This is a genomic window from Actinomadura sp. 1N219 (assembly GCF_044326405.1).
Lineage (GTDB): Bacteria > Actinomycetota > Actinomycetes > Streptosporangiales > Streptosporangiaceae > Spirillospora.
On record NZ_JBIRAY010000025.1, the window covers coordinates 12,122 to 36,872 of the forward strand.

The 24,751-nt window shown below is 69.6% G+C and carries 23 protein-coding genes and 3 tRNA genes; 18 read left to right on the forward strand and 8 right to left on the reverse strand.

Features of this window, described 5'->3' with window-relative positions:
• Positions 1-9: 9 nt before the first annotated feature.
• From ACH35V_RS40205 to ACH35V_RS40245, 9 genes are read left to right on the forward strand one after another with little or no spacing between them, the layout of a single operon-like run.
• A complete protein-coding gene (locus tag ACH35V_RS40205; protein WP_395980148.1) occupies positions 10-819 on the forward strand; it encodes an LLM class flavin-dependent oxidoreductase in 810 nt (269 codons plus the stop codon).
• 40 nt (positions 820-859) lie between these two features.
• On the forward strand, positions 860-1,942 hold the full coding sequence (locus tag ACH35V_RS40210; RefSeq protein ID WP_395980149.1) for an LLM class flavin-dependent oxidoreductase: 1,083 nt from the start codon (positions 860-862) through the stop codon (positions 1,940-1,942).
• Positions 1,942-2,463: a DoxX family protein gene (locus ACH35V_RS40215; protein ID WP_395980150.1), complete on the forward strand. Its 522-nt coding sequence runs from the start codon at positions 1,942-1,944 to the stop codon at positions 2,461-2,463. The genes ACH35V_RS40210 and ACH35V_RS40215 overlap by 1 nt, the downstream gene beginning before the upstream one ends.
• Entirely contained in the window at positions 2,460-3,290 is an 831-nt protein-coding gene (locus tag ACH35V_RS40220) for an ABC transporter permease (RefSeq protein ID WP_395980151.1), read from the forward strand. Before ACH35V_RS40215 ends, ACH35V_RS40220 begins: the two co-directional genes overlap by 4 nt.
• Positions 3,287-4,129 carry an ABC transporter permease gene (locus ACH35V_RS40225; protein ID WP_395980152.1) on the forward strand — a complete coding sequence of 281 codons (843 nt, stop codon included), beginning with the start codon at positions 3,287-3,289 and terminating at the stop codon, positions 4,127-4,129. The genes ACH35V_RS40220 and ACH35V_RS40225 overlap by 4 nt, the downstream gene beginning before the upstream one ends.
• Positions 4,126-4,935, forward strand: a complete 810-nt coding sequence (locus ACH35V_RS40230; RefSeq protein ID WP_395980153.1) for an ABC transporter ATP-binding protein — start codon at positions 4,126-4,128, stop codon at positions 4,933-4,935. Before ACH35V_RS40225 ends, ACH35V_RS40230 begins: the two co-directional genes overlap by 4 nt.
• 57 nt (positions 4,936-4,992) lie before the next feature.
• On the forward strand, positions 4,993-6,000 hold the full coding sequence (locus ACH35V_RS40235) for an ABC transporter substrate-binding protein (protein ID WP_395980154.1): 1,008 nt from the start codon (positions 4,993-4,995) through the stop codon (positions 5,998-6,000).
• Positions 6,000-6,425: an ester cyclase gene (locus tag ACH35V_RS40240; protein ID WP_395980155.1), complete on the forward strand. Its 426-nt coding sequence runs from the start codon at positions 6,000-6,002 to the stop codon at positions 6,423-6,425. The genes ACH35V_RS40235 and ACH35V_RS40240 overlap by 1 nt, the downstream gene beginning before the upstream one ends.
• On the forward strand, positions 6,422-7,204 hold the full coding sequence (locus ACH35V_RS40245; RefSeq protein ID WP_395980156.1) for an SAM-dependent methyltransferase: 783 nt from the start codon (positions 6,422-6,424) through the stop codon (positions 7,202-7,204). Before ACH35V_RS40240 ends, ACH35V_RS40245 begins: the two co-directional genes overlap by 4 nt.
• On the opposite strand, the gene ACH35V_RS40250 is transcribed toward ACH35V_RS40245, so the two are convergent.
• A complete protein-coding gene (locus tag ACH35V_RS40250) occupies positions 7,201-7,896 on the reverse strand; it encodes a response regulator (protein WP_395980157.1) in 696 nt (231 codons plus the stop codon). The two genes, ACH35V_RS40245 and ACH35V_RS40250, sit on opposite strands and share 4 nt — an antisense overlap.
• Entirely contained in the window at positions 7,893-9,479 is a 1,587-nt protein-coding gene (locus ACH35V_RS40255) for an ATP-binding protein (RefSeq protein ID WP_395980158.1), read from the reverse strand. The genes ACH35V_RS40250 and ACH35V_RS40255 overlap by 4 nt, the downstream gene beginning before the upstream one ends.
• A gap of 123 nt (positions 9,480-9,602) precedes the next feature.
• Here ACH35V_RS40255 and ACH35V_RS40260 point away from each other — a divergent pair, with 123 nt between their 5' ends.
• Genes ACH35V_RS40260 through ACH35V_RS40270 form a run of 3 tightly spaced genes read left to right on the forward strand, consistent with a single transcriptional unit; the run spans position 9,603 to position 12,571 of the window.
• Positions 9,603-10,592 (forward strand): Bug family tripartite tricarboxylate transporter substrate binding protein, encoded by a 990-nt coding sequence (locus ACH35V_RS40260; protein WP_395980159.1) that lies wholly within the window; start codon positions 9,603-9,605, stop codon positions 10,590-10,592.
• Complete coding sequence (locus ACH35V_RS40265; RefSeq protein ID WP_395980160.1) at positions 10,589-11,080, forward strand: tripartite tricarboxylate transporter TctB family protein; 492 nt, start codon at positions 10,589-10,591, stop codon at positions 11,078-11,080. Before ACH35V_RS40260 ends, ACH35V_RS40265 begins: the two co-directional genes overlap by 4 nt.
• 3 nt (positions 11,081-11,083) lie before the next feature.
• Positions 11,084-12,571: a tripartite tricarboxylate transporter permease gene (locus ACH35V_RS40270; protein WP_395980161.1), complete on the forward strand. Its 1,488-nt coding sequence runs from the start codon at positions 11,084-11,086 to the stop codon at positions 12,569-12,571.
• A gap of 313 nt (positions 12,572-12,884) precedes the next feature.
• Here the strand turns inward: ACH35V_RS40270 and ACH35V_RS40275 are convergent, their stop codons facing one another.
• The 3 genes from ACH35V_RS40275 to ACH35V_RS40285 all read right to left on the reverse strand — a co-directional run bounded on the left by ACH35V_RS40275 (position 12,885) and on the right by ACH35V_RS40285 (position 15,987).
• Entirely contained in the window at positions 12,885-13,973 is a 1,089-nt protein-coding gene (locus ACH35V_RS40275) for an amidohydrolase family protein (RefSeq protein WP_395980162.1), read from the reverse strand.
• A gap of 692 nt (positions 13,974-14,665) precedes the next feature.
• Positions 14,666-14,761, reverse strand: a tRNA-OTHER gene (locus ACH35V_RS40280).
• Positions 14,762-15,468: 707 nt separating this feature from the next.
• Positions 15,469-15,987 carry a hypothetical protein gene (locus tag ACH35V_RS40285; protein WP_395980163.1) on the reverse strand — a complete coding sequence of 173 codons (519 nt, stop codon included), beginning with the start codon at positions 15,985-15,987 and terminating at the stop codon, positions 15,469-15,471.
• 457 nt (positions 15,988-16,444) lie between these two features.
• On the opposite strand from ACH35V_RS40285, the gene ACH35V_RS40290 reads away from it, so the two are divergent.
• On the forward strand, positions 16,445-16,693 hold the full coding sequence (locus tag ACH35V_RS40290; protein ID WP_395980164.1) for an excisionase family DNA-binding protein: 249 nt from the start codon (positions 16,445-16,447) through the stop codon (positions 16,691-16,693).
• A gap of 285 nt (positions 16,694-16,978) precedes the next feature.
• Positions 16,979-17,572, forward strand: a complete 594-nt coding sequence (locus tag ACH35V_RS40295; RefSeq protein WP_395980165.1) for a site-specific integrase — start codon at positions 16,979-16,981, stop codon at positions 17,570-17,572.
• Positions 17,573-17,695: 123 nt separating this feature from the next.
• On the opposite strand, the gene ACH35V_RS40300 is transcribed toward ACH35V_RS40295, so the two are convergent.
• Positions 17,696-17,766, reverse strand: a tRNA-Gly gene (locus tag ACH35V_RS40300).
• Between the two features lie 139 nt (positions 17,767-17,905).
• On the opposite strand from ACH35V_RS40300, the gene ACH35V_RS40305 reads away from it, so the two are divergent.
• Together ACH35V_RS40305 and ACH35V_RS40310 are read left to right on the forward strand one after the other, a co-directional pair.
• Positions 17,906-17,979 (forward strand) — tRNA-Pro (locus tag ACH35V_RS40305).
• Positions 17,980-18,508: 529 nt separating this feature from the next.
• Entirely contained in the window at positions 18,509-20,098 is a 1,590-nt protein-coding gene (locus tag ACH35V_RS40310) for a PQQ-binding-like beta-propeller repeat protein (protein ID WP_395980166.1), read from the forward strand.
• Between the two features lie 212 nt (positions 20,099-20,310).
• On the opposite strand, the gene alaS is transcribed toward ACH35V_RS40310, so the two are convergent.
• On the reverse strand, positions 20,311-22,926 hold the full coding sequence (gene alaS, locus ACH35V_RS40315) for an alanine--tRNA ligase (protein WP_395980167.1): 2,616 nt from the start codon (positions 22,924-22,926) through the stop codon (positions 20,311-20,313).
• 204 nt (positions 22,927-23,130) lie between these two features.
• Between alaS and ACH35V_RS40320 the strand changes: the two genes are divergently transcribed.
• Positions 23,131-23,580 (forward strand): hypothetical protein, encoded by a 450-nt coding sequence (locus ACH35V_RS40320; RefSeq protein ID WP_395980168.1) that lies wholly within the window; start codon positions 23,131-23,133, stop codon positions 23,578-23,580.
• 6 nt (positions 23,581-23,586) lie between these two features.
• Here the strand turns inward: ACH35V_RS40320 and ACH35V_RS40325 are convergent, their stop codons facing one another.
• A complete protein-coding gene (locus ACH35V_RS40325) occupies positions 23,587-24,042 on the reverse strand; it encodes a winged helix-turn-helix transcriptional regulator (protein ID WP_395980169.1) in 456 nt (151 codons plus the stop codon).
• A gap of 62 nt (positions 24,043-24,104) precedes the next feature.
• Between ACH35V_RS40325 and ACH35V_RS40330 the strand changes: the two genes are divergently transcribed.
• Positions 24,105-24,683, forward strand: coding sequence for a YceI family protein (locus ACH35V_RS40330; protein WP_395980170.1), 579 nt, complete (start codon positions 24,105-24,107; stop codon positions 24,681-24,683).
• The last annotated feature ends 68 nt before the right edge of the window (positions 24,684-24,751 follow it).

Below are 24,751 nucleotides of genomic sequence, written 5' to 3' on the forward strand. Positions count from 1 at the left end.
GGGGCAACAGTGCGTTTTTCGATTTATCTGAACACCGGGCTGCCGGGACCTGATGACGACCTTGACACCATCGACACCACCACGGCCCAGGCCGTGCTCGCCGACCAGCACGGGTTCGCGGGCGTCTGCATCGGCGAGCATGCCGGGGGCGGCGGCGATCCGTTCCTGTTCGCCGCCTTTCTCGCGCCGCAGATCTACCAGGCGCAGCTCGTGCTGAGGCTTGCCGAGCCCACGCTGCGGGACCGGATCCGGTGCGCCAGGTCCAGGGCGACGCTGGATCTGCTGACCCGCGGGGGCTGCCTGATCGGCGGGCCCGCGGCGGGCTCTCTGGAGGGCACCACGCTGCGGGAGGGCGACTCGGACGAAGCCATCATCGCCACGGCGCGGGACGGGCGGGCGCTGCTGACCCATTGCGGAACGGTCGGGGAGACGGCTCGGGCATGGGTCCTGTACAACGCCGCGTTCGACCGCGCGGGCCACCCCGAGACCACCACGGCCTTCGCGCGGACCTGGACGATGGCGCGGGCACTGGTGTACGTCGGCGACACGGACGCGTCCGCCGCCGACGAGGTGCCCTGGATGTCCGCGGAGCCCGCTCGCACCATGATCGTTGGCGGCCCCGACACGGTCGCGCGCGCCATCGAGGAGCATCGGGCCGCGGGCATCGGCCACCTGCTGCTGTCGTTCCGGTTCGGGCGGCTGAATCCGGCGCTGGCGGGCCGCTCGCTGCGGTGCTTCATCGACGAGGTCCTCCCGCGCTTCACCCATCCCGTCCAGGCGGCCGAGAGCCTCGCGGCCTCGGCCATCGCCCAGGGCTGATCCCCACCGCTCCGCAGAATTCTGAGGACTAAGGACCACGATGCGCTTCTCCATTTACCTGAACGCCCAGACGCGAGGCGCCCATGAAGACGTGGAGATCATTGACACGCTCGCCCGCCAGGCCCTTGAGGCCACGGACGCCGGGTTCGGGGGAATCGCGCTCACCGAACATCATTTCTCCGGTTACAACACCTACGGCGACAACTTCATGTTCGGCGCCCACCTCGCCGCCCGCGTACGGCCCGGAACACGGTTCCTGCTCGCCGTGGCCGTGCCTCCGCTGCACAACCCGATGCGGCTGGCGCAGAAGTGCAACCTGCTCGACGTCCTCACCCGCGGCGAGCTCATCGTCGGGTTCGCCGCCGGCGGATCACCCGTCGAGTACGCGGGCATGGGCCGGGACCCGGGGGAGCGGCACGCGCAGATGCTCCACAACCTGGAGATCCTCGAAGCGGCGCTCGCCAAGACCCCCGATGACCCGCCCCTGGAGTGGCGGACCGCGTTCGAGCACGGAACGCTCCACACCCGCATCATGCCCTCGGGGTTCCACCGTTCCCGCCCGTCCTTCGCGCGCGCGGCCCAGAGCGACGAAGGCGCCGAGTGGACGGGACGCAAGGGCTGGTACCTGTTCACCGCCCGCGACAAGCCGCGGGCCCTCGGCGAACGGTGGCGCCTCTACGAGCGGGCGCTGCGCGAAGGCGGCCTGGACGACGATCAGGTGCGGGAACGCCTCGACTGGAGCCTGGTGCAGAAGCAGGTCTACCTCGCTGACACCAGCGAGCAGGCCGAGCGGGAGACCAGGGAGCGGCTGGTCCACATGGCCGAGCACCAGCGCCGCAGCTTCGGCCTCGTCAAGGACCTCCGCGACGCCGCCCACATGAAGAGCGTGGTCGGCGTCTCGCCGCAGAAGCCGGACGAGTTCCTCGACCACGCGATGCTGATCGGCGACCCAGCGTCCGTCCGGGACCAGATCCGCGAGTACGAGGCGGCGGGGATCCGGCACATGGCGCTGCTGTTCAACTACGGCTTCATGTCCGCCGAGACCTCCGACCGGTCGCTGCGCCTGTTCATCGACGAGGTGCTGCCGGAGTTCACCACCGAGAAGACGAAGGGAGCCGTCTGATGGAAGCCGGGTTGCTCATCATCCGGGTCGCCGTGGGGGTGATCATGTTCTACCACGGGACCGAGAAGCTCTTCGGCTGGTGGGGCGGCGAGGGCGTCGGCGGCGCCGCGGAGTTCTTCGGCCGGCAGGGATACCGGGCCCCGCGCCTCACCGCCGCCGTCGCCGGGCTGACCGAATCGGCGGGCGGCCTGCTGCTGGCCGCCGGGCTGCTCACCCCGCTCGGCGCGGTCATGCTGATCGGCGTCTTCGTCAACATCATGATCCTGCACCTGCCCAACGGCCTGTCCCGGCGCCGCAACGGATGCGAGTACGAGCTCGTGCTCATGGCCGCCACCTGCTGCATCGCCTTCACCGGGCCGGGCACGGCGGCGGCCGACGGGGCGCTCGGGCTCGACCTCAACGGCGCCGGCTGGGGCGGGGCGGTGACGGCGATCGGGGTGCTGTCGGGCCTCGCGGTCTCCGCCAGCCGCGCCCGCTCGCGCCGCCCAGGCTCGCGGACCGTACGAGCGGAGGCGGGATGACCGCCCCCGGCACCGCGCTCCGGCTCCCGCGGCACCGGGCGGACCGCAAGCGCCGCAACGGCAGGATCTCCGCGCTGGGACGCGGCTTCGCCGGGGCCGCCGTGCTCACGCTCGCGTTCGAGGGGTTCGCGCGGCTCGAACTCGTCGACCCGCGGCTGCTCCCGCCGGCCAGCGTCATCATGCCGAGAGCGCTGGAACTGCTGGTCGATCCGGCGTTCCTCGGCGAGGTCTGGGCCACGCTGTCGGCCGTCCTCCTGGGGATCGCGGTCGCGGCCGCCGTCGCGGTGCCGGCGGGCGTGCTGCTCGGCTCGTACCGCCTGCTGGGCGCGGCCTTCACTCCGCTCATCGACTCGCTCCGATCGATCCCCGGCATCGCGATCATCCCGCTGCTCGTGCTGGTCATGGGCCAGGGGCTGCAGATGAAGGTGACGATCGTCGTGTTCGTGACGGCGTGGCCGCTGCTGTTCAACACCATGTACGGGGTCCAGGCGGTCGACCGCGTCGCGGTGGAGACGGCCCGGAGCTTCCGGGTGCCGACGCTGATGCTGTGGTGGCGGGTCGTCCTGCCGAGCGCGCTGCCGCTGATGCTCACCGGGCTGCGGCTGGCGCTCGCCACCGGGCTGACCGTCGCCATCGCCGCCGAGATCGCGGTCGGCACGCAGGACGGCGTCGGCTACTTCATCCTGCGGGCCAGCTACGCGGGCTTCAACGCCGACACCGTGTTCGGCGCGGTCGTGCTGGCGGGCGTCCTCGGCTATGCCCTGAACCTGATCACCACAGCGCTCACCGCGCGCCTCGTGGCGTGGGACGAAGCGAGGCCGTCATGAGCCACAGCGCCGCACTTCCGCACGGACGGTCCCGCGCGATCACCGGATTCTCCCAGGGCGCCCTGCTGCGGATCGCCCCGGTCGCGGTCGTCATCCTGCTGTGGCAGGTGGCCACGGTACGCGCCGCTTCGCCGTTCTTTCCGCCTCCGGCCGACATCGTCGTGCGGATGCGGGAACTCTGGTTCAGCGCACCCGTGTCCGACGGCCTGCTGACCGGCCGGTTCTGGAGCGACACCGGGCCGAGCCTCATGCGCGCGCTGAGCGGCTGGCTGCTGGGCGCGGCCATCGGGGTCGCGTTCGGCCTGATCGCCGGCCGTTCCACCCGCGCCGCCGGGTACGTCGACCCGCCCGTGAACTTCCTGCGCTCGCTGCCGAAACCGGCGCTCGTCCCGGTGTTCCTGCTGGTCTTCGGGGCCGGCGACGCCATGCGCATCGGCATGATCACCTTCGGGTGCATCTGGCCCGTGCTGCTCAACACCATGCAGGGAGTGCGGTCGGTCGACCCCATGTACCTGCAGACGGTGAGCGCCTTCCGTATCCCGGCGCGGACGCGGCTCGCCCGCGTCATCATCCCCGCGGCGCTACCGAAGATCGTCGCGGGCATGCGGGTCACGCTGTCGCTGTCCCTGATCCTCATGGTCCTGTCGGAATGGCTGCTCGCGGACTCGGGACTGGGCCACTTCCTCATCAACGCCCAGCGAACGTTCGAGGTGATCGACGTATGGGCCGCCATCGTCCTGCTCGGACTCCTCGGATACGGGCTCAACGTCCTGTTCCTCGCCACCGAGCGCCGGGTCCTCGCCTGGCACCGCAACGTCTCGTCCGGAGGACGACCATGAGCATTCTCGAGGCGCGCAGTCTCACCAAGACCTACGGCGAGGGCGAGGCCGCCCACACGGCCCTGCGCGACATCAACTTCGTCGTGCGGGAGGGCGAGCTGCTGTCGGTCGTCGGGCCGTCCGGGTGCGGCAAGACGACCCTCCTGAAGTGCGTCGCCGGGCTCGTGCGGCCCACGTCGGGACTGGTCCGGCTGTTCGACAAGCCGATCATGGGAGTCCCCGAGGGCCTCGCCGTCGTCTTCCAGGACTACAGCCGATCGCTGTTCCCGTGGATGCGGGTGGGACGCAACGTCGAGTTCCCGCTGCAGGCCCAAGGGCTCCCCAAGACCGAACGCCGCCGGCGGGTCGAGGAGTCGCTCGCCGCCGTCGGCCTGGCCGACAAGGGCCGCCTCTACCCCTGGCAGCTGTCGGGCGGCATGCAGCAGCGGGTCGCCATCGCCCGCGCCCTGGCGTGCCGGCCCCGGGTGCTGCTCATGGACGAGCCGTTCGCCTCCGTCGACGCCCAGACCCGGGCCGGGCTGGAGGACCTCACCAGGAGGGTCCGCCGGGAGTTCGCGATGACCATCCTGTTCATCACCCACGACATCGACGAGTCGGTCTACCTCGCCGATCGCGTCATCGTCGTGCGCAGGTCTCCCGGCACCGTCCTCACGGAGATCTCCGTCGATCTCCCCGAGGAACGGGACCAGATCGGCACCAAGTCGCTTCCCGCGTTCGTGCGGCAGCGCGGCCTGGTCGCCGCGCGCATCCAGGAGGCGGCCGCGCTCGGCGACGCCGCCGGAAGCCGGAGCCCGGCGACCCGCTGATCCGTAACCGGCCGACACGGGGGTCGGCGCAATGTCACGACCCGAAGGAGAGAATTCATGTTCGGCAAGCCGCTCCGCAGCGCGAGATCCCCCTGGCCCGCCCGAGCCCTCATCGCGGCCGCCGTCGCCGCCACGCTGACCCTGCCCGCCGCCTGCGGCGGTTCCGAATCGGCCACCCAGGAACCGGACGGCACGACGACGTTCAAGGTCAGCAACCCCGCGAACGTCAGCAACGTCCCCCTGCACATCGCCATGGACAAGGGGTTCTTCAAGGCCGAGAACCTCAACATCAAGGCCGACATCGACCTCGGCTCGGGCAGCACCGCCGAAGCCGTCGTCGGCGGGCAGGTCGACATGGCCTGGACCAACTCCGTGGGCGGCCTGACCCTCTACACCAAGGGCTTCGACCTCAAACTGGTCGCCGTCACCGACATGGCCGTGACCGGCTCGCAGCAGGTGCTCGTCAAGAAGGACTCCCCGGCGAAGACCCTCGCCGACCTCAAGGGCAAGAAGATGGCGGTCCTGTCGCCGAACACCATCTGCATCCTCATCGTCAAGGCGGCGCTCAAGGCACAGGGCCTGCCCGAGGACAGCATCCAGTTCACCCCCGTCTCACCCCCGGAACACGCCAACGTGCTGTCGTCGGGAGAGGTGGCCGCGACCTGCACCAGCGACCCGTTCCGCGCGCTCATGATCGACGAACTGGGCGCCCGTTCCGTGTTCGAGACGTCGAGCGGCGAACTCGCGGGCTACCCGGTCGGCGGCTACATCGTCTCCGAGAAGTTCGCCAAGGAGAACGCCGAGGCCCTGGCCGGTTTCCAGCGGGCCCTGTACAAGGCGACCCAGTACGCCAACGCCAACCCGGCCGCAGTCAAGGAGGCGCTGCCGAAGTTCACGACGATCGAACCGGAGGTCGCCCAGCACGTGATCATCAACAGGTACGTCGAAGCCGGTGACGCCCAGACCGTCCAGGAGCGCGTCCAGCGGATCGCCGACGCCATGCACGCCTACGGCATGAGCGACAAGCAGATGAGCGTCGACGACTACTTCCTCGGAAGCGAATGATGCGATCCCTGCTGACGGGCGAGCCGGGCGGATACACCCGCGAAGAACGGCGCAACCTCGACATCATCCGCGAGCTGCGGCGAGCGCCGGTCGACGCCAGGAAACGCTTCATGGCGCCTGGGTACAAGGTCCACCGCAGAGGAATGGCGCACCTGGCCGAGCGGGGCGGCGGCTACACCCGGGAATCCATCGCCGACCGCGCCGACGACATCGAAGACATGATCGCCAAAGGCGACCGGGTGTGGGCGATCTGGACGATCCGCGGCACCCACACCGGCCTCCTCTACGGCGTCGAGGCCACCGGCCGGCCGATCGAGATCCTGGAGGTCGGCGTCTGGCGGCTGGCCGACGGGCTGGTGGAGGAGGCGTGGTTCTTCGCCGACGAACTCGCGCTCGTCTCAGCCCTCGGTGTGGCGGGCGCATGAATTCCACGCCCCGGCCGCACGCGGCACGGATCTACGACTACCTGCTGGGCGGCAAGGACAACTTCGCGGCAGACCGGGAAGCCGCGGCCTCGATCGTGGAGGCGGCGCCCAGCATGCCGGTGTCGATGCGGGTCAATCGGCGGTACATGGTCCGAGCGGCCCGCTACCTGGCCGGGGAGCGCGGCATCCGCCAGTTCCTGGACATCGGCACGGGTATCCCGACTTCCCCGAATCTGCACGAGGTGGTGCAGCAGGCGGCGCCCCAGTCGCGGGTGGTTTACGTCGACAACGACCCGATCGTGCTGGTGCACGCCAGGGCCCTGCTCAACACCCTCCCCGACGGTGCCGTCGCCTATATCCACGCCGACCTGCGCGACGTGCGGGCGATCCTGTCCGCTGAGGAGCTGACCCGCACGCTGGACTTAACGCAGCCCGTCGCGGTGAGCCTGATCGCCATTGCCCAGTTCGTCGTGGACGAGGACGAGATTCACCGCATCATCGATGCACTGATGGCGCCTTTGCCGACCGGTAGCGCCCTCGCCCTCTCAACGGTCACCGCGCACAATCCGCAGGCCGTCAGAGCGGCCCAGGAATACGCCGCCCGCGGAATCCCGGCGAAGGCGCGCACCGACGACGAAGTGCGGGCGCTGTTCCGCGGCCTGGACCTCGTGGATCCGGGCGTGACGCTGGTGCACCGGTGGCGACCCGATGAGGAGGACGCGGCCGTCGAGGACGAGCACGTGCAAATGAGCGGCGGCGTGGCCGTCAAGACCGGCTAGGGCTGACCGGGACCCCGGAGGTGATAGCGCCGTTCCGGGCGTCCCGTCCTGCCGTAGCGCAGCCGCACCACCGCGCCGCCCGTCGCCGCGAACTGCTCCAGATAGCGCCGGCTGCTCGGCCGGGACAGCCCGGTGACCTGCGCGCACTCGCTCGCCGACAGGCCGCCGGGATGGTCGCGCAGCGCCTGCCGCACCAGCTCGGCGGTCTGCTCGGTCAGGCCCTTGGGCAGCCCCCGGGCGATGCGCGGCCGCGAGGCGAACATGTCGTCCACGTCCCGCTGCCCGGCCGTCCCCGTCTGGGAGAGCCGGTTCAGCCGGTCGTGCAGCGACCCGACGTGCTCCAGCTGGCTGCGCAGCGCGGGATAGGAGAACGGTTTGATCAGATAGTGCAGGGCGCCGCTGCGCAGCGCGCCCCGGATGGTGTCCACGTCGTGCGCCGCCGTGATCATCACGACGTCGACGTCCGCGCCGGACGGGTCGGAGCGCAGCTCGCGCAGTGCGGTCAGGCCGTCGATGTCGGGCAGGTAGACGTCGAGGAGGACGAGGTCGGGCCGCAGTTCGCGGACCGCGCGCAGCGTGTCGGCCCCGGTGTGCGCGACACCGGCCACCGTGAAACCCTCGGTCCGCTCGACGTAGCCGCTGTGGATCTTGGCGACCATGAAGTCGTCGTCCACCACCAGCACCCGGATCACCGCGCCGCCTCCGTCCCGACCGGCAGCACCGCGGTGAACTCGGCGCCGACGGCGTTGCGCACCCGCACCGAGCCGCCGCGCCGCACGCATGCCTGCCGGGTCAGCGCGAGCCCGAGGCCGCGTCGCCCGTATCCGGCGGCCTTGGTGGTGAAGCCGTGTGCGAACACCTCCGTGGCGATCTCGGGGGCGACCCCGGGGCCGGAGTCGCGCACCACGACCGACACCGCGCCGGCGTCCTGGTGGACCGCCACCTCGATCCAGTCGCCGGCGCTTCCGGCGAGGGCGTCCAGCGCGTTCTCCACGAGGTTGCCGACCACGGTGACCAGGTCGGCGGACAGCCGCTCGTCCACCGTCTGCAGAGCACTGGTCTCCGCCAGCCGCATCCCGACGCCGCGTTCGGCGGCCAGGCTGGCCTTGGCGATGAGCAGCGCCGCCACCGCTGGGTCGCCGATTCGCGCGGTGACCTGCTCCTGCCAGTCGCGATGGGTGCGGGCGACCAGGTCGACGTAGTTGCGGACCTCGTCGTACTCGCCGAGTTCCACCAGCCCCGCGATCGTGTGCAGCCGGTTGGTGAACTCGTGCGCCTGGGCGCGCAGCGTGTCGGTGGCGCGGGCGGCCGTGTCCAGCTCCTCGCGCAACGCGGTCAGCTCGGTGCTGTCGCGCAGGGTCACGACGGCGCCGAGCCGCTGGCCGCCGTGCGAGACCGGCATCCGGTTGAGCACCAGCACCCGGCCGGCGCGCAGCACGATCTGGTCGGCGCCGCCGGCCCGGCCGGTGAGCACGTCCCGCAGCCGCTCGTTGACCTCCAGGTCGTCGACCGCGCTGCCCAGGCAGCCGGCGGGCAGCGCCAGCAGCTCGCGAGCCTGGTCGTTGAGCAGCGTGACGCGGTGCCGCGGGTCCATCGCCACCACCCCCTCCTTGATCCCGTGCAGGAGCGCCTCCCGGTGCTCGACCAGGCCGGTGATCTCGCGCGGCTCCAGCCCGAGCGTCTGCCGCTTGACCCACCAGGTGAGCAGCACCGAGCCGGCGATGCCGAGCAGGGTGGCGATGCCCAGCAGGGGGAGTGCGCGGCCCGGCGCGTGGGTGAGCCGCTCGGCCAGGCCGGGCATCGCCTCGACCGCGGCCACGATGCCGACGACGTGCGGGCCGCGCCCGCCGCCCGGCGCGCCCACGACCGGAACGTGCGCGACCAGCCGTCCGTCGACCACGCCGACCCAGGCGCGGCCCCGCGTCACCGTGCTCTCGCCGAGCGGCAGCGTGGTGTGCAGCTGGCCCGGATCGGGCGAGGCGAGGACGCGGCGGTCGGGGCCGGTGATGAGGACGGCGTCGGCGCCCGACAGGGTGCGGGCGCTCTCGGCGAAGGTGGCCAGCGGGTCGCGGCGCACCGGGTCGGCCAGGCTCGTCCGCACCCCGGGCGTGGCCGCGACGTTCTCGGCGACCGACAGCAGCCTGCGTCCCTCCGCGTCGACGAAACCGCGGCCGGCCTGGACCGCCGAGAAGCCCGCGACGCAGCCGAGCAGCACGAACACGATCACCATCTGCCAGGCCAGAAGCTGCCCGGCGAGTGATCTGGTGGGGCTCACACGCGTGCCTCCTCAGGGTGACGCGGACCACTATGGCACGCCCCGTACGCGACCAGAATGAGCAAAAGTTCCGATAGGCGCACAAGCGAGACCGCCCGGCCCGCGGCCGCTCATGATGGCGCGATGAGGAACCCGAGAGCCTGGCTCGCGGCCGCCGCCGCGGTCCTGCTGGCCCTGCTGGTGCCGCCGCTGGTGTCGGCCGGCGGCGACGACGCGGGCGGCGCCCGCATCCGCGGATTGCGGATCATGGTGCCCAACGCGCCGGGCGGCGGCTACGACATCACCGCCCGCACCGCCGCGAAGGCGATCGAGACCGCCGACCTCAACGGCGACGTCGAGGTCTTCAACCTGCCCGGCGCGGGCGGCACGGTCGGGCTGGGCCGCATCGTCGGTGAGCGCGGCAACGGCCGGCTGGCGATGTCGATGGGGCTGGGCGTGGTCGGCGCGGTCTACACCAACAAGACGCCCACGACCCTGCGGGACACCACACCGATCGCCCGGCTCACCGAGGAGTCCGACATCGTCGTGGTGGGCAAGAACTCGCCGTACCGGACGATCGGCCGGCTGATCGAGGCGTGGCGGGCCTCGCCGGGCCGGGTGCCGGTCGGCGGCGGCTCCTCTCCCGGCGGCCCCGACCATCTCGCCCCGATGCTCATGGCCAAGGCCGCCGGCATCGCGCCGCGCGCGGTGAACTACGTGCCCTACGACGGCGGCGGCGAGCTCACCGCCGCCATGCTCGGCGGCAAGGTCGGCTTCGGGGTCTCCGGCGTCGGTGAGACCCGCGACCAGATCACGGCGGGCGAGCTGCGGCCGCTGGCGGTGACCGGCGCGCGGCGGGTCCCCGGCATCGACGCGCCGACGCTGCGCGAAGCCGGAGTGAACGTCGACTTCACCAACTGGCGCGGCATCGTCGCGCCGCCCGGGCTGTCCGAGACCGCCGAGAAGAAGCTGATCACGTTGTTCACCCGGCTGCAGGAGACCCCGCAGTGGCGCGAAGCCCTGCGGCTCAACGGGTGGACCCCCGCCTTCCAGGCCGGAGACGGGTTCGCGACGTTCCTGGACGCGGAGAACAAGCGGGTCGCCGCTGTGCTGAAGGAGCTGGGCCTGGCATGAACGCGAACGCCAAACGCTCCGAACTGGGCATCTGCGCGCTGCTGCTCGTCCTGGGCGTGCTCGTCGTCACCGACGCGCTGCGGCTGCCCACCGACTTCGCGCAGCGCGGCCCGGTCGGCCCGAAGGCCGTGCCGATCGGCGTCGGTTCGCTGCTCGCGCTCGTCGCCGTGCTGCTCGCCGTCGACGTGCTGCGGGGCGGCCGGGGCGAGGCCGCGGCGGGCGAGGACATCGACCCGGACGCGCCGGTCGACTGGCGGGCGGTGCTCCTGCTGTCCGCGGTGTTCCTGGGCAACGCGGCGCTGATCGAGACGATCGGGTTCCCGCTGTCGGCCGCGGCGATGTTCTGGGGCGCGGCGTCCGTGCTGGGCAGTCGCAACGCCGTGCTCGACCCGCTGATCGCCGTGGTGCTCGCGCTGACCACCTGGTTCGTGTTCGACGAGCTGCTGGGGGTGCCGCTGCCGGGCGGACCGCTGATGGAGGTGTTCTGACCCGTGGACGGGATCGACGACCTGCTGAACGGCTTCGGCACCGCGCTGGCGCCCGAGCACCTGTTCTTCGCCGCGATCGGCGTCATCTTGGGGACCGCGATCGGGGTGCTGCCGGGCATCGGCCCGGCGATGGCCGTCGCGCTGCTGCTGCCGGTCACCTACGGGCTGGAGCCCACCGCGGCGTTCATCATGTTCGCCGGGGTCTACTACGGCGGGATGTTCGGCGGCTCCACCACCTCCATCCTGCTGAACATGCCCGGGGAGACCGCGGCGGTGGTGACGGCGATCGAGGGCCATCCGATGGCGCGCCGAGGCCGCGGCCCGCAGGCCCTGGCCGCCGCGGCCGTCGGCCACTTCGTCGGCGGCATGCTGGGGACCACCGCGCTGGTGCTGCTCGCCCCGACCGTCGCCTCCCTCGCAGTGGACATCGGCGCCCCCGACTACTTCGCGATCATGGTGCTGGCCTTCGTCGCGGTGACCTCCGTGCTCGGCTCGTCCCGGCTCCGCGGCTTCGCGGCGCTGCTGGTCGGCCTGACCATCGGGCTGATCGGGATGGACGAGATGACCGGGCAGTCACGGCTGACCTTCGGCTCGCTGCGACTGGCCGACGGCGTCGACATAGTGATCGTGGCGGTCGGGCTGTTCGCGGTCGGGGAAGCGCTATGGGTGGCCGCGCACCTGCGGCAGGGGCGGGCGGAGGCGATCCCCGTCGGCCGCCCCTGGCTGTCACGGGCCGACCTGCGGCGGACGTGGAAGCCGTGGCTGCGCGGCCCGATCATCGGGTTCCCCTTCGGGGCGATCCCGGCCGGCGGCGCGGAGATCCCCACATTCCTGTCCTACGTCACAGAGAAGCGGCTCGCCAAAGAGCCGGACGAGTTCGGCACCGGCGCCATCGAGGGGGTCGCGGGGCCGGAGTCGACCGCCAGCGCCTCGGCCGCCGGCACGCTGGTGACGATGCTGACGCTCGGCCTGCCGACCACGGCGGTCGCCTCGGTGATGCTGGCGGCGTTCCAGCAGTACGGGATCCAGCCCGGGCCGCTGCTGTTCGAACGAGAGCCCGACCTGGTGTGGGGGCTGATCGCGAGCCTGTTCATCGGCACGGTGCTGCTGCTGGTGATCAACCTGCCGCTCGCCCCCGTGTGGGCCAGGCTGCTGCGCGTCCCGCGGCCGTACCTGTACTCGGGCATCCTCTTCTTCGCCGCCGTCGGGGCGTACGCGGTCGGCGGCGACGTGCTCGACCTGGTCCTGCTGCTGGTCATCGGGCTCGTCGGGTTCGCCATGCGCCGCTACGGGCTGCCGGTGCTGCCGGCCGTCCTCGGGGCCATCCTCGGCCCGGGCGCCGAACAGCAGATGCGCCGCTCGCTGCAGATCAGCGACGGCGACCTGACCGGCCTGGTGAACTCCCCGATGGCCGTCACGGTCTACGCCGTCATCGCGGTGCTGCTCCTCTGGCCCCTTATCGCCAAGCTGAAGGGCCTTTCGGCAAGGTGAACAACGTCCCGATCAATCAAGACGGGTCTCGTGTGGCGGACCACCACGTACAGCGCGACGTTCTCGGCCTGGGATGCCACAGCGCCTCCCCGGCTACCAGAGCGTGTCCCGTGACTGGGGGCGCGGGGCCAGATGCGGATCGAGGCGGCGCCGGTGACGGCGACGAGACACTCGCCGCCGTCACCGACACCGGGCGGAGCCAGTCGGCCGTACACCGGATCGGCCTGTTTCGGTCGCGCCACATGTGCGCCAGGCCCACCCCAGCACTGCTACCACTTTCCCGACTGACGGTCCGTCGCTATTCGGCGGCCTCCTAGCGGCCGATCAGGCGATCGGCGTTGGTTCGGGCGATCTGCAGGCGGTCACGGTCACGGAGGCCGGGAATCTTCGCGAGGGTGCCTTGTGGGTCGGGATCGCCCATGTCGAAGGGATAATCGGTGCCCAGCATGACGCGGTCGATCCCGACGAGGTCGACCAGAGTGCGGACCCTGGTGGGCGAATGCAGCACGGTGTCGTAGTAGAGGCGGCGGAGCAGTTCCAGCGGTGAGGTCTTGATGCCGTCTCCGCCGTAGACCCGGAATCCGCGTTCGAGTCGGCCGGCTTGATAGGGCAGGAATCCGCCGCCGTGCACCAGGCATATGCGCAGATCCGGGTGGCGGTCCATGACACCGCCGAACATCAGTCTGGCGATCGCGACGGTGGTGTCGGAGGGGTTTCCGACGAAGTTGCCCAACCGGTAGGGCAGCTGGACGCGGGCGGACGCGGACGGGTGGATCAGGACGAGCGCTCGCAGGTTCTCGGCGGCTTCCCAGAACGGCTCCAGGCTGTCGTCGTCGAGGTTGCCCGCACCAGAGTCTGTGCCGATTTGCACACCGGCCATGCCCAGCTGCTCGACGGCGTAGGCCAGTTCGGCCGCGGCGCCGGGCGACTGCAGCGGGACGGTGGCCATGGGGGAGAATCGATGCGGCGCGGTCCGGGCGGTCTGCGCCATGGTTTCGTTGTGCAGCCTGCTGTACCAGCGTCCGGCCGCCTCCGGCAGGTGGTAGGCGGTCAGCCCGATGAACGGCGACACCAGCTGGCGTTCGACCCCGGTCTCGTTCATGGTCGCGATCCGGGCGGGCAGGTCGGACAGGCGCGGGTCGAGCGGGCCGGTGGTGCTGGAGCCGAGCCGGATCCTGGTCTCCCCGCCCGATTCGATGACCTCGATGTCGTGCGCCGCGCCCTGCGCCTTCAGCGCCGGGATCAGGCCGTCGGGGACACAGTGCGCATGGACGTCGATGCCGGGGAAGGGTCCCGCGGCGGACGTATCGGCGGACGCGGACGCGCCGGTGGACGCCGACACCGCCGCCGACGCGGCCGCAGTGGCGCCTGCGGCGAGCAGGGTTCGCCTGTTCACGCTCATGGTGACTCCTCGATCGCAGTGACGGGAGCCACCGAGAACCGCGATCGTCAAGCCACAAACATTTGCACTGGCGGACACTAGAGCGCCGATGGCCACCTGTCAACGATCAGGCGCGGCCCCGTGGGAACTGCCGGTGTAGAGCCAGTCGGTTGTGTTTGAAGCCGGACATGTCGCGGTCCGCATAGGCTCGTTGCGCCGGTCCCGGTGACCGAGATCTTCCCGGTGGAGCGGGTGCCCGAGGCGTTCGCGGCCTTCGGCAGGGAGCGCTCGGCGACTCGGGTCGACTATCGCCCGCCAGTTCGGCCGTGAGCGATTCGACGTCGCGCTGATCTCCCGCGTGGCCTGGTCAAGGAACGGCGAGCGACGGCTTCACGGCCGCGAGGTCCGCCGCCGACGGCACGACCGGCCCGGACTCGCCCACCTCCTGGCGGACGTGGTGAAGCGGTTCGGGCCCATCGACGTGCTGGAGTACTTGCCCGCACCGGCGAACGACCCGGACCTGGCACCGGTACCCGCCCCTCGACGTCACCGTGACGGCGAGCTGATGTCCAATTTGGGGGCTGCGCGGAGTAGCTTCCCGTGTCGGCTCAAGGCAAGGCATCCATCATGATCGCGCACGAGCCAAGCGATAGAAGATCTTGAAAGGCGCTCGTGATCACGGCAAACAGGGTGATGAGCTGGGGAAACTTGGGAGCGGGCGACGGGAATCGAACCCGCGTAGCCAGTTGGAAGATTTCGGCGCGTGTTCCTCCGAAATGCTTGAGCGGCCGACTTCGGCGTATGCCCGCAACCGCGCCGCAGATTCGATGGCCGGGTTTCCGGTCACCAGGAAGCTCCACTCCTGGAGGTCCTGACCTTCTAGACGAATGGATAGCGAAGGTCCGATCACTTGACTGCCCCCGCTCACGTGCACGACGGGCGGACAAATGGCGGTTGCCGGCACCTTCTTCTTGCAGACCAACATCACGGACGGTGATGGCTTGATGCCCTGTGTTATGGGCAACTGCGGTGAAGGTCCTCGTCGAGCCTTCGGGGCCCGCGACCACGTGCTTCCATACCGATACTGTGAGACTCGGTCTACCTCGCCGGTATGCCTTCGCGGAAAGCAAGAAGGACGCGCCAGCGACTGCCAGCGACAAAGCTGACATGATGATGGCCGCACTCGGCCAGAATGAGGTGGGCTTCCTCGAAGAGACTTCGATGAGCGCCAACACCGACGGGTCGGTAAGCGACTGCGTACCTGATCAACCCGAGGAACGCCTCTAACCTGCGTATGGACGTCCACTCGCCGTCATTTCCCGCTCCACCGTTCCGCATATGTTCCGGATCATGGTTTCCTCGGGTCGGTGCTGTCAGCTTGGGAAGTCACATCCACAGTCGACGTTTATTAGCGGTGTCGCTGACCGGCATCTGCGCAAGCCCTCCGTTGACGACAGGACGCGCCATGATCGTCCGATCCAATGGGACACGCAACGGGCACGCAACGAGTTGTTGATCAATCCGCGTCGGCGAGTTCCTGACGGCACAGTTGCGAGAACTGGTCGATCGTGCGCTTCAGTTCCGCGTGCTCGGCAGTCCCGGCGTCCAGATCGACGGGCTGTCCTGAGAGGTAGGAGATACGAAGGCGTTGGCCCACCAGAGCGGCGGCCTCGGAGACGCGTCGGGCCGCGCTTGCCGCTGCCTCCGAGCCCACGATCTCGACTCGCGCACACGCTCCTTGGAAGGCGACGACGATCTCGCTCATCTCGTCGATCATCTTCTGTGCCTCTTCATCGTCGGGAACACCGTGAGAGAAACGGAAGCCAGCAATGCCCAAGAGGCGGGCGTCTGCTTGCGCGATGCGGAGGAAGTCCGCGTACCCCTCGGTCCGCTGATCAGCGCGGTTCATCAGGCGTTCATGTGCGAGGCGACGGCTTTCGGCCCGACCACTGAGTAATGCTGTCAGAGAAGCTCCGCCAAGAGCGGCGATCAGAGTCGATCCGGCTGTGATGAGGTTCGTCCAGGGAAACGACACGGCAACACCATGCCATGGCGCGACCAGGCACGTACGCCACGCTGACAGATCTTCCCGTCTGCCGTCGTCCCGCGCTCCTCAACAGACGAACGGACCAGTCCGGAGGGCGCTCCCGCGCGAACGGCGTGCAACCCCTGACAGACAGATTCGCGCGGGAGTGCTCTCCGGTTCCAGGAGGGGTCTGGGGAACCACGGGGTTCCCCAGTAGCGCACGCGCAACCGATCTTCCGGCAATCGCCCCTGACGACTCCAACGGAACTCGACCCCAGTCACGCCGGTGCTCGTCGCCGAACGGGCTTGGAGGCCCGGCGTCGAGTGGTCAGGGCGGCGGCGCGCCCCTGCGGTAAGCGGTCGGGACGGGCCGGCGGACGTGGCGCGGCGCGCGGCCCAGCGCTGCCGCCCCTTGACGCGGCGACCACAACCCCACCCCAGAACTTTCGGCAACTCCGGAGGCGGCGTGACCGGCAGACGTGAGCAGAGCAAGGCCCTCAACGTCGGGGACCGGCTCCTGACCTACGATCAGGCAGCCGAGGTGCTTAACACCAGTCCGCGGTTCCCGCGTCGCCTGGTGGAGGAACGGCGCATCCGCTTCGTCAAGGTCGGACGGTTCGTCCGCATCCCCGAATCCGCACTTCACGAGTACATCGCGGCCGGTCTCGTTGAGCCGGTCACGCTTCGCGGGCGATACACAAGGAGGGTCGCGTAATGGCTGGCAAGCGACGCTTCGGCCGCGTTCGGCAACTCCCGTCCGGGCGTTTCCAGGCTCGCTATCCCGGACCGGACGGCATTGACCGTCCAGCACCGAACACCTTCGGGACCAAGACAGAGGCTAACGTCCGTCGCTGGCGTAAGGAACGGCTGGGAGTCGACGGTCGCGAAGTCCTACCAACTGCTCAAGTCGATTCTGAACACGGCAGTTGATGATGAGCTGATCCGACGGAACCCGTGCCGGATCAAGGGCGCCGGCGTTCCGGACACGCCAGAGCGTCAGATGATCCCGCTGACCAAGGTGCTGGAGATCCTGACCAAGATCCCCGACCGTTACCGCGCCCTCGTGCTGCTCGGCACGTTCGCCAGGCTGCGTTGGGGGGAGCTGGCCGCGCTGCGGCGGCAACATCTCGACTTGGACGCGGGGGTAGTGCGCGTGGTCGGGTCACTGGCCGAACTGGACGGCGGGACGCTCGTGGAGGACACGCCCAAGTCCCGGGCCGGTCGGCGCGTGGTGTCGATTCCGGCGGAGATCATCCCGGATCTGCAAGCGCACCTGGACGAGTTCGCCGAAGACGGTCCGGACGGCCGAGTCTTCGTCGGGCCTCGGGGCGGGCCTCTTCGTCGCTCCGGCTTCCGGCGCATCTGGAACAAGGTTCGCTCGGACGTCGGCCTCCCTGACCTCCACTTTCACGATCTTCGCCATGTCGGCAACACGCTTGCGGCCTCGACCGGCGCGAGTCTGAAAGAGCTGATGGCGAGGATGGGGCACGCCTCGACGCGGGCGGCTCTGATCTACCAAACAGGCCAGCCAAGATCGGGACAAGGTCATCGCGGCGGCGCTTGGCGAGGCGTTCAAGGTCGCTCGGGCCATTGACAAGGGTGACAAGGGCACGCCGAAACCATCGGGCACGCAGCGGGCACGGAAGCGTAAGCGATCTTGAGAAACAACAAGGCCCAGGACGGGAAGCATGGTTCCTGCCTGGGCCTTTGTGGTGGGAGCGGGCGACGGGAATCGAACCCGCGTAGCCAGTTTGGAAGACTGGGGCTCTACCATTGAGCTACGCCCGCGAGCGGATGAGGGTTCGGGCCCTCGATCAGCCACCCCGTAGCGTACAGGGTCCCGGAGGCGGACGTGTCATGCCGGGTTGCGCGGAGCGGGGCTGATCGGGACTAGACTTCTCGCGTCATCGCCTGCGGCGGTGGCGTGCGGGCTGTAGCGCAGTTTGGTAGCGCACTGGCTTTGGGTGCCAGGGGTCGTGGGTTCAAATCCCGCCAGCCCGACGCAGGTCAGAGACCCTCTCCCGGCGCATCGGGGTGGGGTCTTTCGCATGATTGGGAGACGTTCGGGAGAAGACGCCCCGGTACGTCTCCCGGCGCGGCATTGAGCATCTCCCGCATCGAGGGTGATATGTGCGAGTGGGTGCGGCCGGCATGCACCGGCCGCCCGGCCCTGGCTCCCTTCCCCTTGTTGAGGTAGACGCCGTCTGCGCCAAGATGTCAGGCGCGGCGGGCCTCTTGGGGTCCTCAAGGACGAAGGCGCTGCCGTCCAACTCGCCGAACTTGTTCGCTACCGGCAATCGCGTCCAAATGCACGTCAGGGTCCTCAACGCCATCTCCGAGCCGTGGATCGAGGTGGCGATGGACGCCTGGCGGCGCCTGTCCCAGCACAGCATCGTCTATTGATCAGCGAAGACGACGGCGGCCGGTCGGCGGGGTGCGGAAGCCGCGGATCTCGTCTCGACAGGGGGATCGACGCGGTCCGGCGATCATGTAAGGCTGGTGGGAAAATCACGATATGGGAGTGGTTTCCGTGCATCGTGTACGTGGTCTGCTGGCCTTGTGCTGTCTCGTGGTGCTGCTCGGCAGCACGGCCGCCGCCACCGCGGGCGAGGATGCCGGTGTCGCGCGCGGCGACTGGCCGAGCTGGCAGGGTGATCCCGCCGGATCGCGGTTCGCCCGCGCCGAACACCGTCTCACCCCGCGCACCGTGGGGCGGCTGAAGCTCAAATGGGCGTTCGCCTACCCGAAGACCGGGGCGTGGGTGAAGAGCCAGCCCGCGGTGGTCGGCAACGACGTGTTCTTCGGTGGTCCGGACCGGATGTTCTACGCGGTCGACGCCAGGACCGGGAAGTCGAAATGGCGGTTCGACCTGGGTTCGGTGGGGCCCGCCCCGATGGACGGGGTCGCGTTCAACGGCGCGACCGGGGCGGCGGTCGCCGAGGGCAAGGTCTTCTTCGGCGACAGCCGCGGCTACGTGTACGCGCTAGATCAGCACACCGGAAAGCTGATCTGGGCGGTGCACACCGAAGACCATCCACGCGGCTGGCATACCAGTTCGCCGCTGTACTACCAGGGCAGGATCTACCTTGGCGCGTCCAGCGCCGAGCACGGTGTCGGCAAGGACTACCCGTGCTGCACGTTCCGCGGGCACATCGATTCGCTCGACGCCGCGACCGGAGCGCTGGTGTGGCGCCGGTACACGGTTCCCGAACCGAAGCCTGTGGGAACCTGGCCCAGCGGCGCGACCCGGTACGAGCCCTCCGGTGCGGGCGTGTGGGGCTCGCCGGTCATCGACGAGGCGACCGGCACGCTGTACGTCGGTACCGGGCAGAACTACTCCGGGAACGGCGGGGACGTCGACACCCTGTTCGCACTGGACGCGGTCAGCGGCGCGGTGCGGTGGAAGCACCAGGTCACCGACGTGGACAGCTGGCGCGATCTGTGCAACGTCCCCGACGGGGAGGGATACTGCCCCGGCCTCAAGGACAACACCGCGCTGGACTTCGACCTGGGCTCGACGCCGAACCTGTTCCGGGTGCGGGACCGCCTGCTGGTGGGGGTCGGCCAGAAGAGCGGCGTCTACCACGCCTTTGACGCGCAGACCGGAAAGGTGCGCTGGCGGCGGCAGCTGTCGGTACCGTCACCGCTGGGCGGAGCCACCGGCATCCAGTGGGGCGCCAGCTACGACGGCACGCACCTGTACGCGGCCACCTACTACGCCAATCCCGGCACGCTGAACGCCCTGGACCCGGCCACCGGCAAGGTGGTGTGGACCACGCCCAACCCCGCCGACGGCTGCACCAGGGGTGGCGCGGCGCAGTATCCCGAGCAGTGCGTGCTGGCCCACACCCCGGCGGTCACGTCGAGTCCGGGGCTGGTCTACGAGGGCAGCACCGACGGCAAGATGCGGGTGTACTCCGCGCGGAACGGTGCGGTGCTGTGGGAATACGACACCGTCCGGGACTTTGCCGGTGTCAATGGGATTCCCGGGCGCGGCGGCTCGATCGCGGGCAACGGCGGCGCGGTGGTCGCGCACGGCACGCTCTACGTCCAGACCGGGTACGAGCCGATGTACCCGAATGATCGCGGAAACGTGCTGCTGGCCTTCGACCTGCCCTGAGCCCGGCTCAGCGCGCGTCCCCGTCCCGCCGCGGTGACGTGGCGGGACGGGGACGAGCCGGAGGTGCGCGGCCCAAGCAGACGGGTGAGGGTGCGTTCCATCTCCGCGGCCGGTCCGGATGCCGGTGCGGTGGCGGCGCCGGCTTTGGGTGCCAGGGGTCGTGGGTCGAATCCCGCCGGCCCGACCAGATCAGCCGGGCCGGCCGGGCTTCGTCAGCCGAGGAGGGCGCGGGCCTCGGTGGCCGCGGTGCGGATCGCGTTCGGCAGGTTTTCGGGGTTACGGCCGCCCGCGTTCGCGATGGGGCCCTTGCCGCCCGCGCCGCCGCCGACCTCGCGTGCGGCGGAGGTCAGGAGGTCGCGGGCCTGGATGCCCGGGTCGGCGGCTGCTACCAGGGCTGCCTTGCCGGACGATTCCGTGCCCAATACGACGATGCCCCGGGGGCCGCGGCGGGTGCGGATCGTCGTGGCGACGGTACGGAGGTCCGCGCTGGTCAGGCCGGGGACGATCTCCGCCACCAGCCAGCCGCCGGGTAGTTTCTCGGCCTGGGACGCGAGGCGGTCCGCGTGCGCGTCCAGTTCGGCGCGGTGCAGGGTTTCCAGGTGCCGCTGTGTTTCCGCGAGTGTTTCCAGGCGTTGCCGTAGGCGGGACGGTGCTTGGTCAGGAGACACGTGGAGGAGGGTTGCGAGTTCGTGCAGGAGGTCGCGTTGGTGGTCGTAGTGGCGCAGGGCGTCCGCGCCGGTTAGCGCCTCGATTCGGCGCAGGCCGGTGCCGATGGACGACTCGCCGACGATGTGGACGGGCCCCGCCTGCGAGCCGTGGCCGACGTGGGTGCCGCCGCACAGTTCGCGGGACGCGTCGCCGATGTCCACGATGCGGACGTCGTCGCCGTACTTCTCGCCGAACAGCGCGAACGCGCCCGCTGATTCTGCGTCGGCGCGGGACGCCTCCCAGACGCGGACGTCCGGGTCGTCGAGGAGGTAGTCGTTGACCAGGGTCTGGACGGGCACCGTTTCGACGGGGGAGAAGTGGGCGAAGTCGAAGCGCAGGCGTCCCGGCTCGACGCGTGAGCCGCGCTGGGCGGCGTGATCGCCGAGGAGGCGGCGCAGCATCGCGTGCAGGACGTGGGTGGCGCTGTGCGATCTTGCGGTCGCCGCCCGGCGGTCTGCGTCGACGGTCGCCTCCGCCTCGTCGCCGGGTTGGACTTCGCCGTCGAGTATGCGGACGGTGTGGACGTGCAGTCCGTCCAGGCCCAGTTGGGTGTCGAGGACGTCCAGTGTTGCGCTGGAGGTTTGCAGGGTGCCCGTGTCGCCTACCTGGCCGCCTGACTCCGCGTAGAACGGGGTGCGCGTCAGGATCAGTTCGATTTCGTCGCCCTGGACCGCGCTTTGCGCATGTCCGTTGGCGCCGATGAGGGCGAGGATCTTTGTTTCCGCTGTTGTTGAGGAGTAGCCGACGAAGGTGCTGAGGCCGTGCTCTGCGGCTATCTGGCGGTAGGTGTCCTGGCGTGCGACTGCGTCGCCCTTTCGGCCTCGGGCCGCTTGTTGCGCTTGGCGGCGCTGTTCTTCGAGGAGTTCCGCGAATTCGTTCTCGTCGACCGTGAGGCCCGCTGAACGCGCGGCGTCGATGGTCAGGTCGATCGGGAAGCCGTAGGTGTCGTGCAGCTCGAACGCGGTGCGGCCGGGAATGGTGGTCGTCGCACGGCCGATCGCTGATTCGAGGATCTGGGAGCCCTGGCGGAGTGTGCGTTCGAAGCTCTCTTCTTCGGCGGTGACGACCTGGCGGATCAGGTCGGATTGTCGTGTCAGTTCCGGCCATGTTTCGCCGAGGTTGTCGATGACGCTGGACGTCAGCGCCGGCAGGCTCAGGTCGTCCACGCCTAGTTTGCGGGCGTGGCGGATGGCGCGGCGCATCAGGCGGCGCAGCACGTAGCCTCTGCCGTCGCGCGACGGCAGGACGCCGTCGGCGATGAGGAACGCGATCGAGCGTGAGTGCTCCGCGACGATGCGGAAGGACGTGGAATCGTCGCTGCCGTCGCGTCCCGGGTAGGGGCGGCCCGCCATTTCCTGGACGAGCCGGAACGTCGGCGCCAGCAGATCCGTCTCGCAGACCGTGTCGACGTCCTGCAGAATCGCCGCGAGGCGGTCGAGGCCGAGGCCGGTGTCGATGTTCCTCGCGGGCAGCTCGCCGAGAATGGGGTATCCGCCCTTACCGGATCCCTCGCCGCGGAGGTTCTGCATGAATACGAGATTCCATAGTTCCTGGTAGCGCTCGCCGTCTACGGCCGGTCCGCCTTCACGTCCGAAGGACGGGCCGCGGTCGTAGTGGAGTTCGGAGGACGGTCCGCATGGGCCGGGCACGCCCATCGACCAGTAGTTGTCCTCCATGCCGAGGCGCTGGATCCGTTCCGAGGGCACGCCGACGCCGCGCCAGAGCCGTTCGGCCTCGTCGTCGTCCAGGTACACGGTGACCCAGATGCGTTCCGGGTCGAGGTTGTAGTGGCGGGTGAAAAGCTCCCACGCCCAGGAGATCGCCTCCGCCTGGAAGTAGTCGCCGAAGGAGAAGTTGCCGAGCATTTCAAAGAACGTCGAGTGCCGCGTGGTGCGGCCCACGTTCTCGATGTCGACCGTCCGCGCGCACTTCTGCACGGACATCAGCCGGGAGTGTTCCGGCGCCGTCTCGCCGAGGAAGTACGGCTTGAACTGGTTCATGCCCGCATTCGTCAGCAGAAGCGTGGGATCTGACGGGATGAGCGGACTGGACGGCACGACGCGATGGTCGCGCTTGCGGAAGAAGTCCAGAAAGGTCGAACGAATGTCACTCGAACGCATGGGACGGCCTCACGAGGTCGATGGGATGACGGCGCACACCGCCGAGCCGGGCCGGGCACGACTGCTCGTCCCCCAGCTCGGCGCGGCTAGCTCGCCGTCCCACCTCGTGAAAGTCCATCGCCACTACGCTACCTCGTCGCGGCGAGCGGAGGCACACGGAATTAGCGTCGCGCCCGCGCACCGCCACGTTCTACCGTGAATCGTATGTACGCCTATGTGGGGCCTGCCGAGTTGCTCGGTCGGGTGCGGCCCGGCATGGAAGGCAAGCCCATCACGTCGCCGGCAGACGTGCGGGCGCTGCCGCAGGATGAGCCGTTCACCTATGTCGTCGGTCTTGACGGCACGCTCCGGATCGCTCCGCGCCGCAGCGAGCACGTCGCCTGCGCTGGAGGGCGGAATGTCCTGGCCGCTGGCGAAATCACCTTCGACGGCACGGCCGTCACGGAAGTCAGCAACCAGTCCACCGGTTATTGCCCCGGCGCGGAATCCTGGGCCGCGGTGGCGGACGCGCTCGATCGGGCCGGTCTGGAAAGGCCGGACGGCTTCACCACCGCATTCGTTTTCCGGCACTGCCCCGAATGCGGAGAACTCAACGTCGTCAAGGACGAGCATTATGTCTGCGTCTTTTGCGACACAGATCTCGCAGACCCATGAGCGAGGTCAGGACGTCTTTTTCAGCGCATCGATCTCAGCTACACGAGAGTCGTATTCGGCCCGAGCGGCGTCGATCTCGTTGAGGTGGGATTCGGCCCAGAAAACGAGCGCGTTGGCCGCGTCCATCAGCGTCGCGCCCAGCGGGGTGAGTGAATAGTCGACGCGCGGCGGCATCACCGGATACACGGTCCGGGTGACGATTCCGTCGCGTTCCAGGCCGCGCAGCGTGACGGTGAGCATGCGCTGGCTGATGCCCTCGATCTCGCGCTTCAGTTCGGTGAACCGCTTGGTGCGCTCGCCGAGCAGCGCGATGACCTGCAGCGACCATTTGTCGCCGACCCGGTCGAGGATCTCGCGGGCCCGGCAGCTCGCCGCGTGCGGGTGCAATCCCATGGTTCTCTCCAGGTGACCGAGGCAGAAAAAAGTGCCTTCTTGTGCCGACTCCGAGGGTGTCCGCACCATGGAGGCGGTTCCCACGGTTCCCGATCGGAACCGCCTTACGATTCATAACCCTAGGAGACACGATGACGACCGAGCTTGTCGAGGTCCCCGGCTACGTCGCGGGCACCTGGACCGTCGACCCCGTCCACTCCGGCGTCGGCTTCACGATCAGGCATCTGATGGTCAGCAAGGTCCGCGGCCGTTTCGGGACGTTCGAGGGCACGCTCGTGACCGGCGACGACCCCCTCGGCTCGACGGTGACCGCGTCCGTCGACCTGGCCTCGATCGACACCGGGAACGCGCAGCGCGACGAGCACGTCAGGTCGGCGGACTTCCTGGACGTCGCCGCCCACCCGACCATGACCTACCGCTCCACCGGTCTGCGTCGAGACGGCGGCGATCTCGTCCTGGACGGCGAGCTGACCCTGCGCGGGACGACCAGGCCGGTCCCGCTGAGGCTGGAGGTCGAAGGCTTCGGCCCCGACCCGTTCCGGGAGGACGACCCGTTCAAGGGCGCCCGCGCCGGGTTCACAGCGACCGGCGAGATCAACCGGCTGGATTTCGGCGTGGGCGACCGCGCAACCGTCCCGGGCGGCGCGCTTGGGCTGGGGGAGAAGGTCCAGATCGTCCTGGAGATCCAGGCGTCGCTGCAGACCGGCTGAGCGATCCGTTCACCCTCCGTTCCCCGGGATGAGTGATCATTCGTAAAGGGGCGGTAACGGGCCCGCCG

Excerpts from the sequence above, each read along its gene's own strand:
- ACH35V_RS40210 (WP_395980149.1), top strand. The coding sequence starts at position 860 with ATGCGCTTCTCCATTTACCTGAACGCCCAGACGCGAGGCGCCCATGAA.
- ACH35V_RS40215 (WP_395980150.1), top strand. The coding sequence starts at position 1,942 with ATGGAAGCCGGGTTGCTCATCATCCGGGTCGCCGTGGGGGTGATCATG.
- ACH35V_RS40220 (WP_395980151.1), top strand. The coding sequence starts at position 2,460 with ATGACCGCCCCCGGCACCGCGCTCCGGCTCCCGCGGCACCGGGCGGAC.
- ACH35V_RS40225 (WP_395980152.1), top strand. The coding sequence starts at position 3,287 with ATGAGCCACAGCGCCGCACTTCCGCACGGACGGTCCCGCGCGATCACC.
- ACH35V_RS40230 (WP_395980153.1), top strand. The coding sequence starts at position 4,126 with ATGAGCATTCTCGAGGCGCGCAGTCTCACCAAGACCTACGGCGAGGGC.
- ACH35V_RS40235 (WP_395980154.1), top strand. The coding sequence starts at position 4,993 with ATGTTCGGCAAGCCGCTCCGCAGCGCGAGATCCCCCTGGCCCGCCCGA.
- ACH35V_RS40240 (WP_395980155.1), top strand. The coding sequence starts at position 6,000 with ATGCGATCCCTGCTGACGGGCGAGCCGGGCGGATACACCCGCGAAGAA.
- ACH35V_RS40245 (WP_395980156.1), top strand. The coding sequence starts at position 6,422 with ATGAATTCCACGCCCCGGCCGCACGCGGCACGGATCTACGACTACCTG.
- ACH35V_RS40260 (WP_395980159.1), top strand. The coding sequence starts at position 9,603 with ATGAGGAACCCGAGAGCCTGGCTCGCGGCCGCCGCCGCGGTCCTGCTG.
- ACH35V_RS40265 (WP_395980160.1), top strand. The coding sequence starts at position 10,589 with ATGAACGCGAACGCCAAACGCTCCGAACTGGGCATCTGCGCGCTGCTG.
- ACH35V_RS40275 (WP_395980162.1), bottom strand. The coding sequence starts at position 13,973 with ATGAGCGTGAACAGGCGAACCCTGCTCGCCGCAGGCGCCACTGCGGCC.
- ACH35V_RS40295 (WP_395980165.1), top strand. The coding sequence starts at position 16,979 with ATGATCCCGCTGACCAAGGTGCTGGAGATCCTGACCAAGATCCCCGAC.
- alaS (WP_395980167.1), bottom strand. The coding sequence starts at position 22,926 with ATGCGTTCGAGTGACATTCGTTCGACCTTTCTGGACTTCTTCCGCAAG.
- ACH35V_RS40320 (WP_395980168.1), top strand. The coding sequence starts at position 23,131 with ATGTACGCCTATGTGGGGCCTGCCGAGTTGCTCGGTCGGGTGCGGCCC.
- ACH35V_RS40325 (WP_395980169.1), bottom strand. The coding sequence starts at position 24,042 with ATGGTGCGGACACCCTCGGAGTCGGCACAAGAAGGCACTTTTTTCTGC.
- ACH35V_RS40330 (WP_395980170.1), top strand. The coding sequence starts at position 24,105 with ATGACGACCGAGCTTGTCGAGGTCCCCGGCTACGTCGCGGGCACCTGG.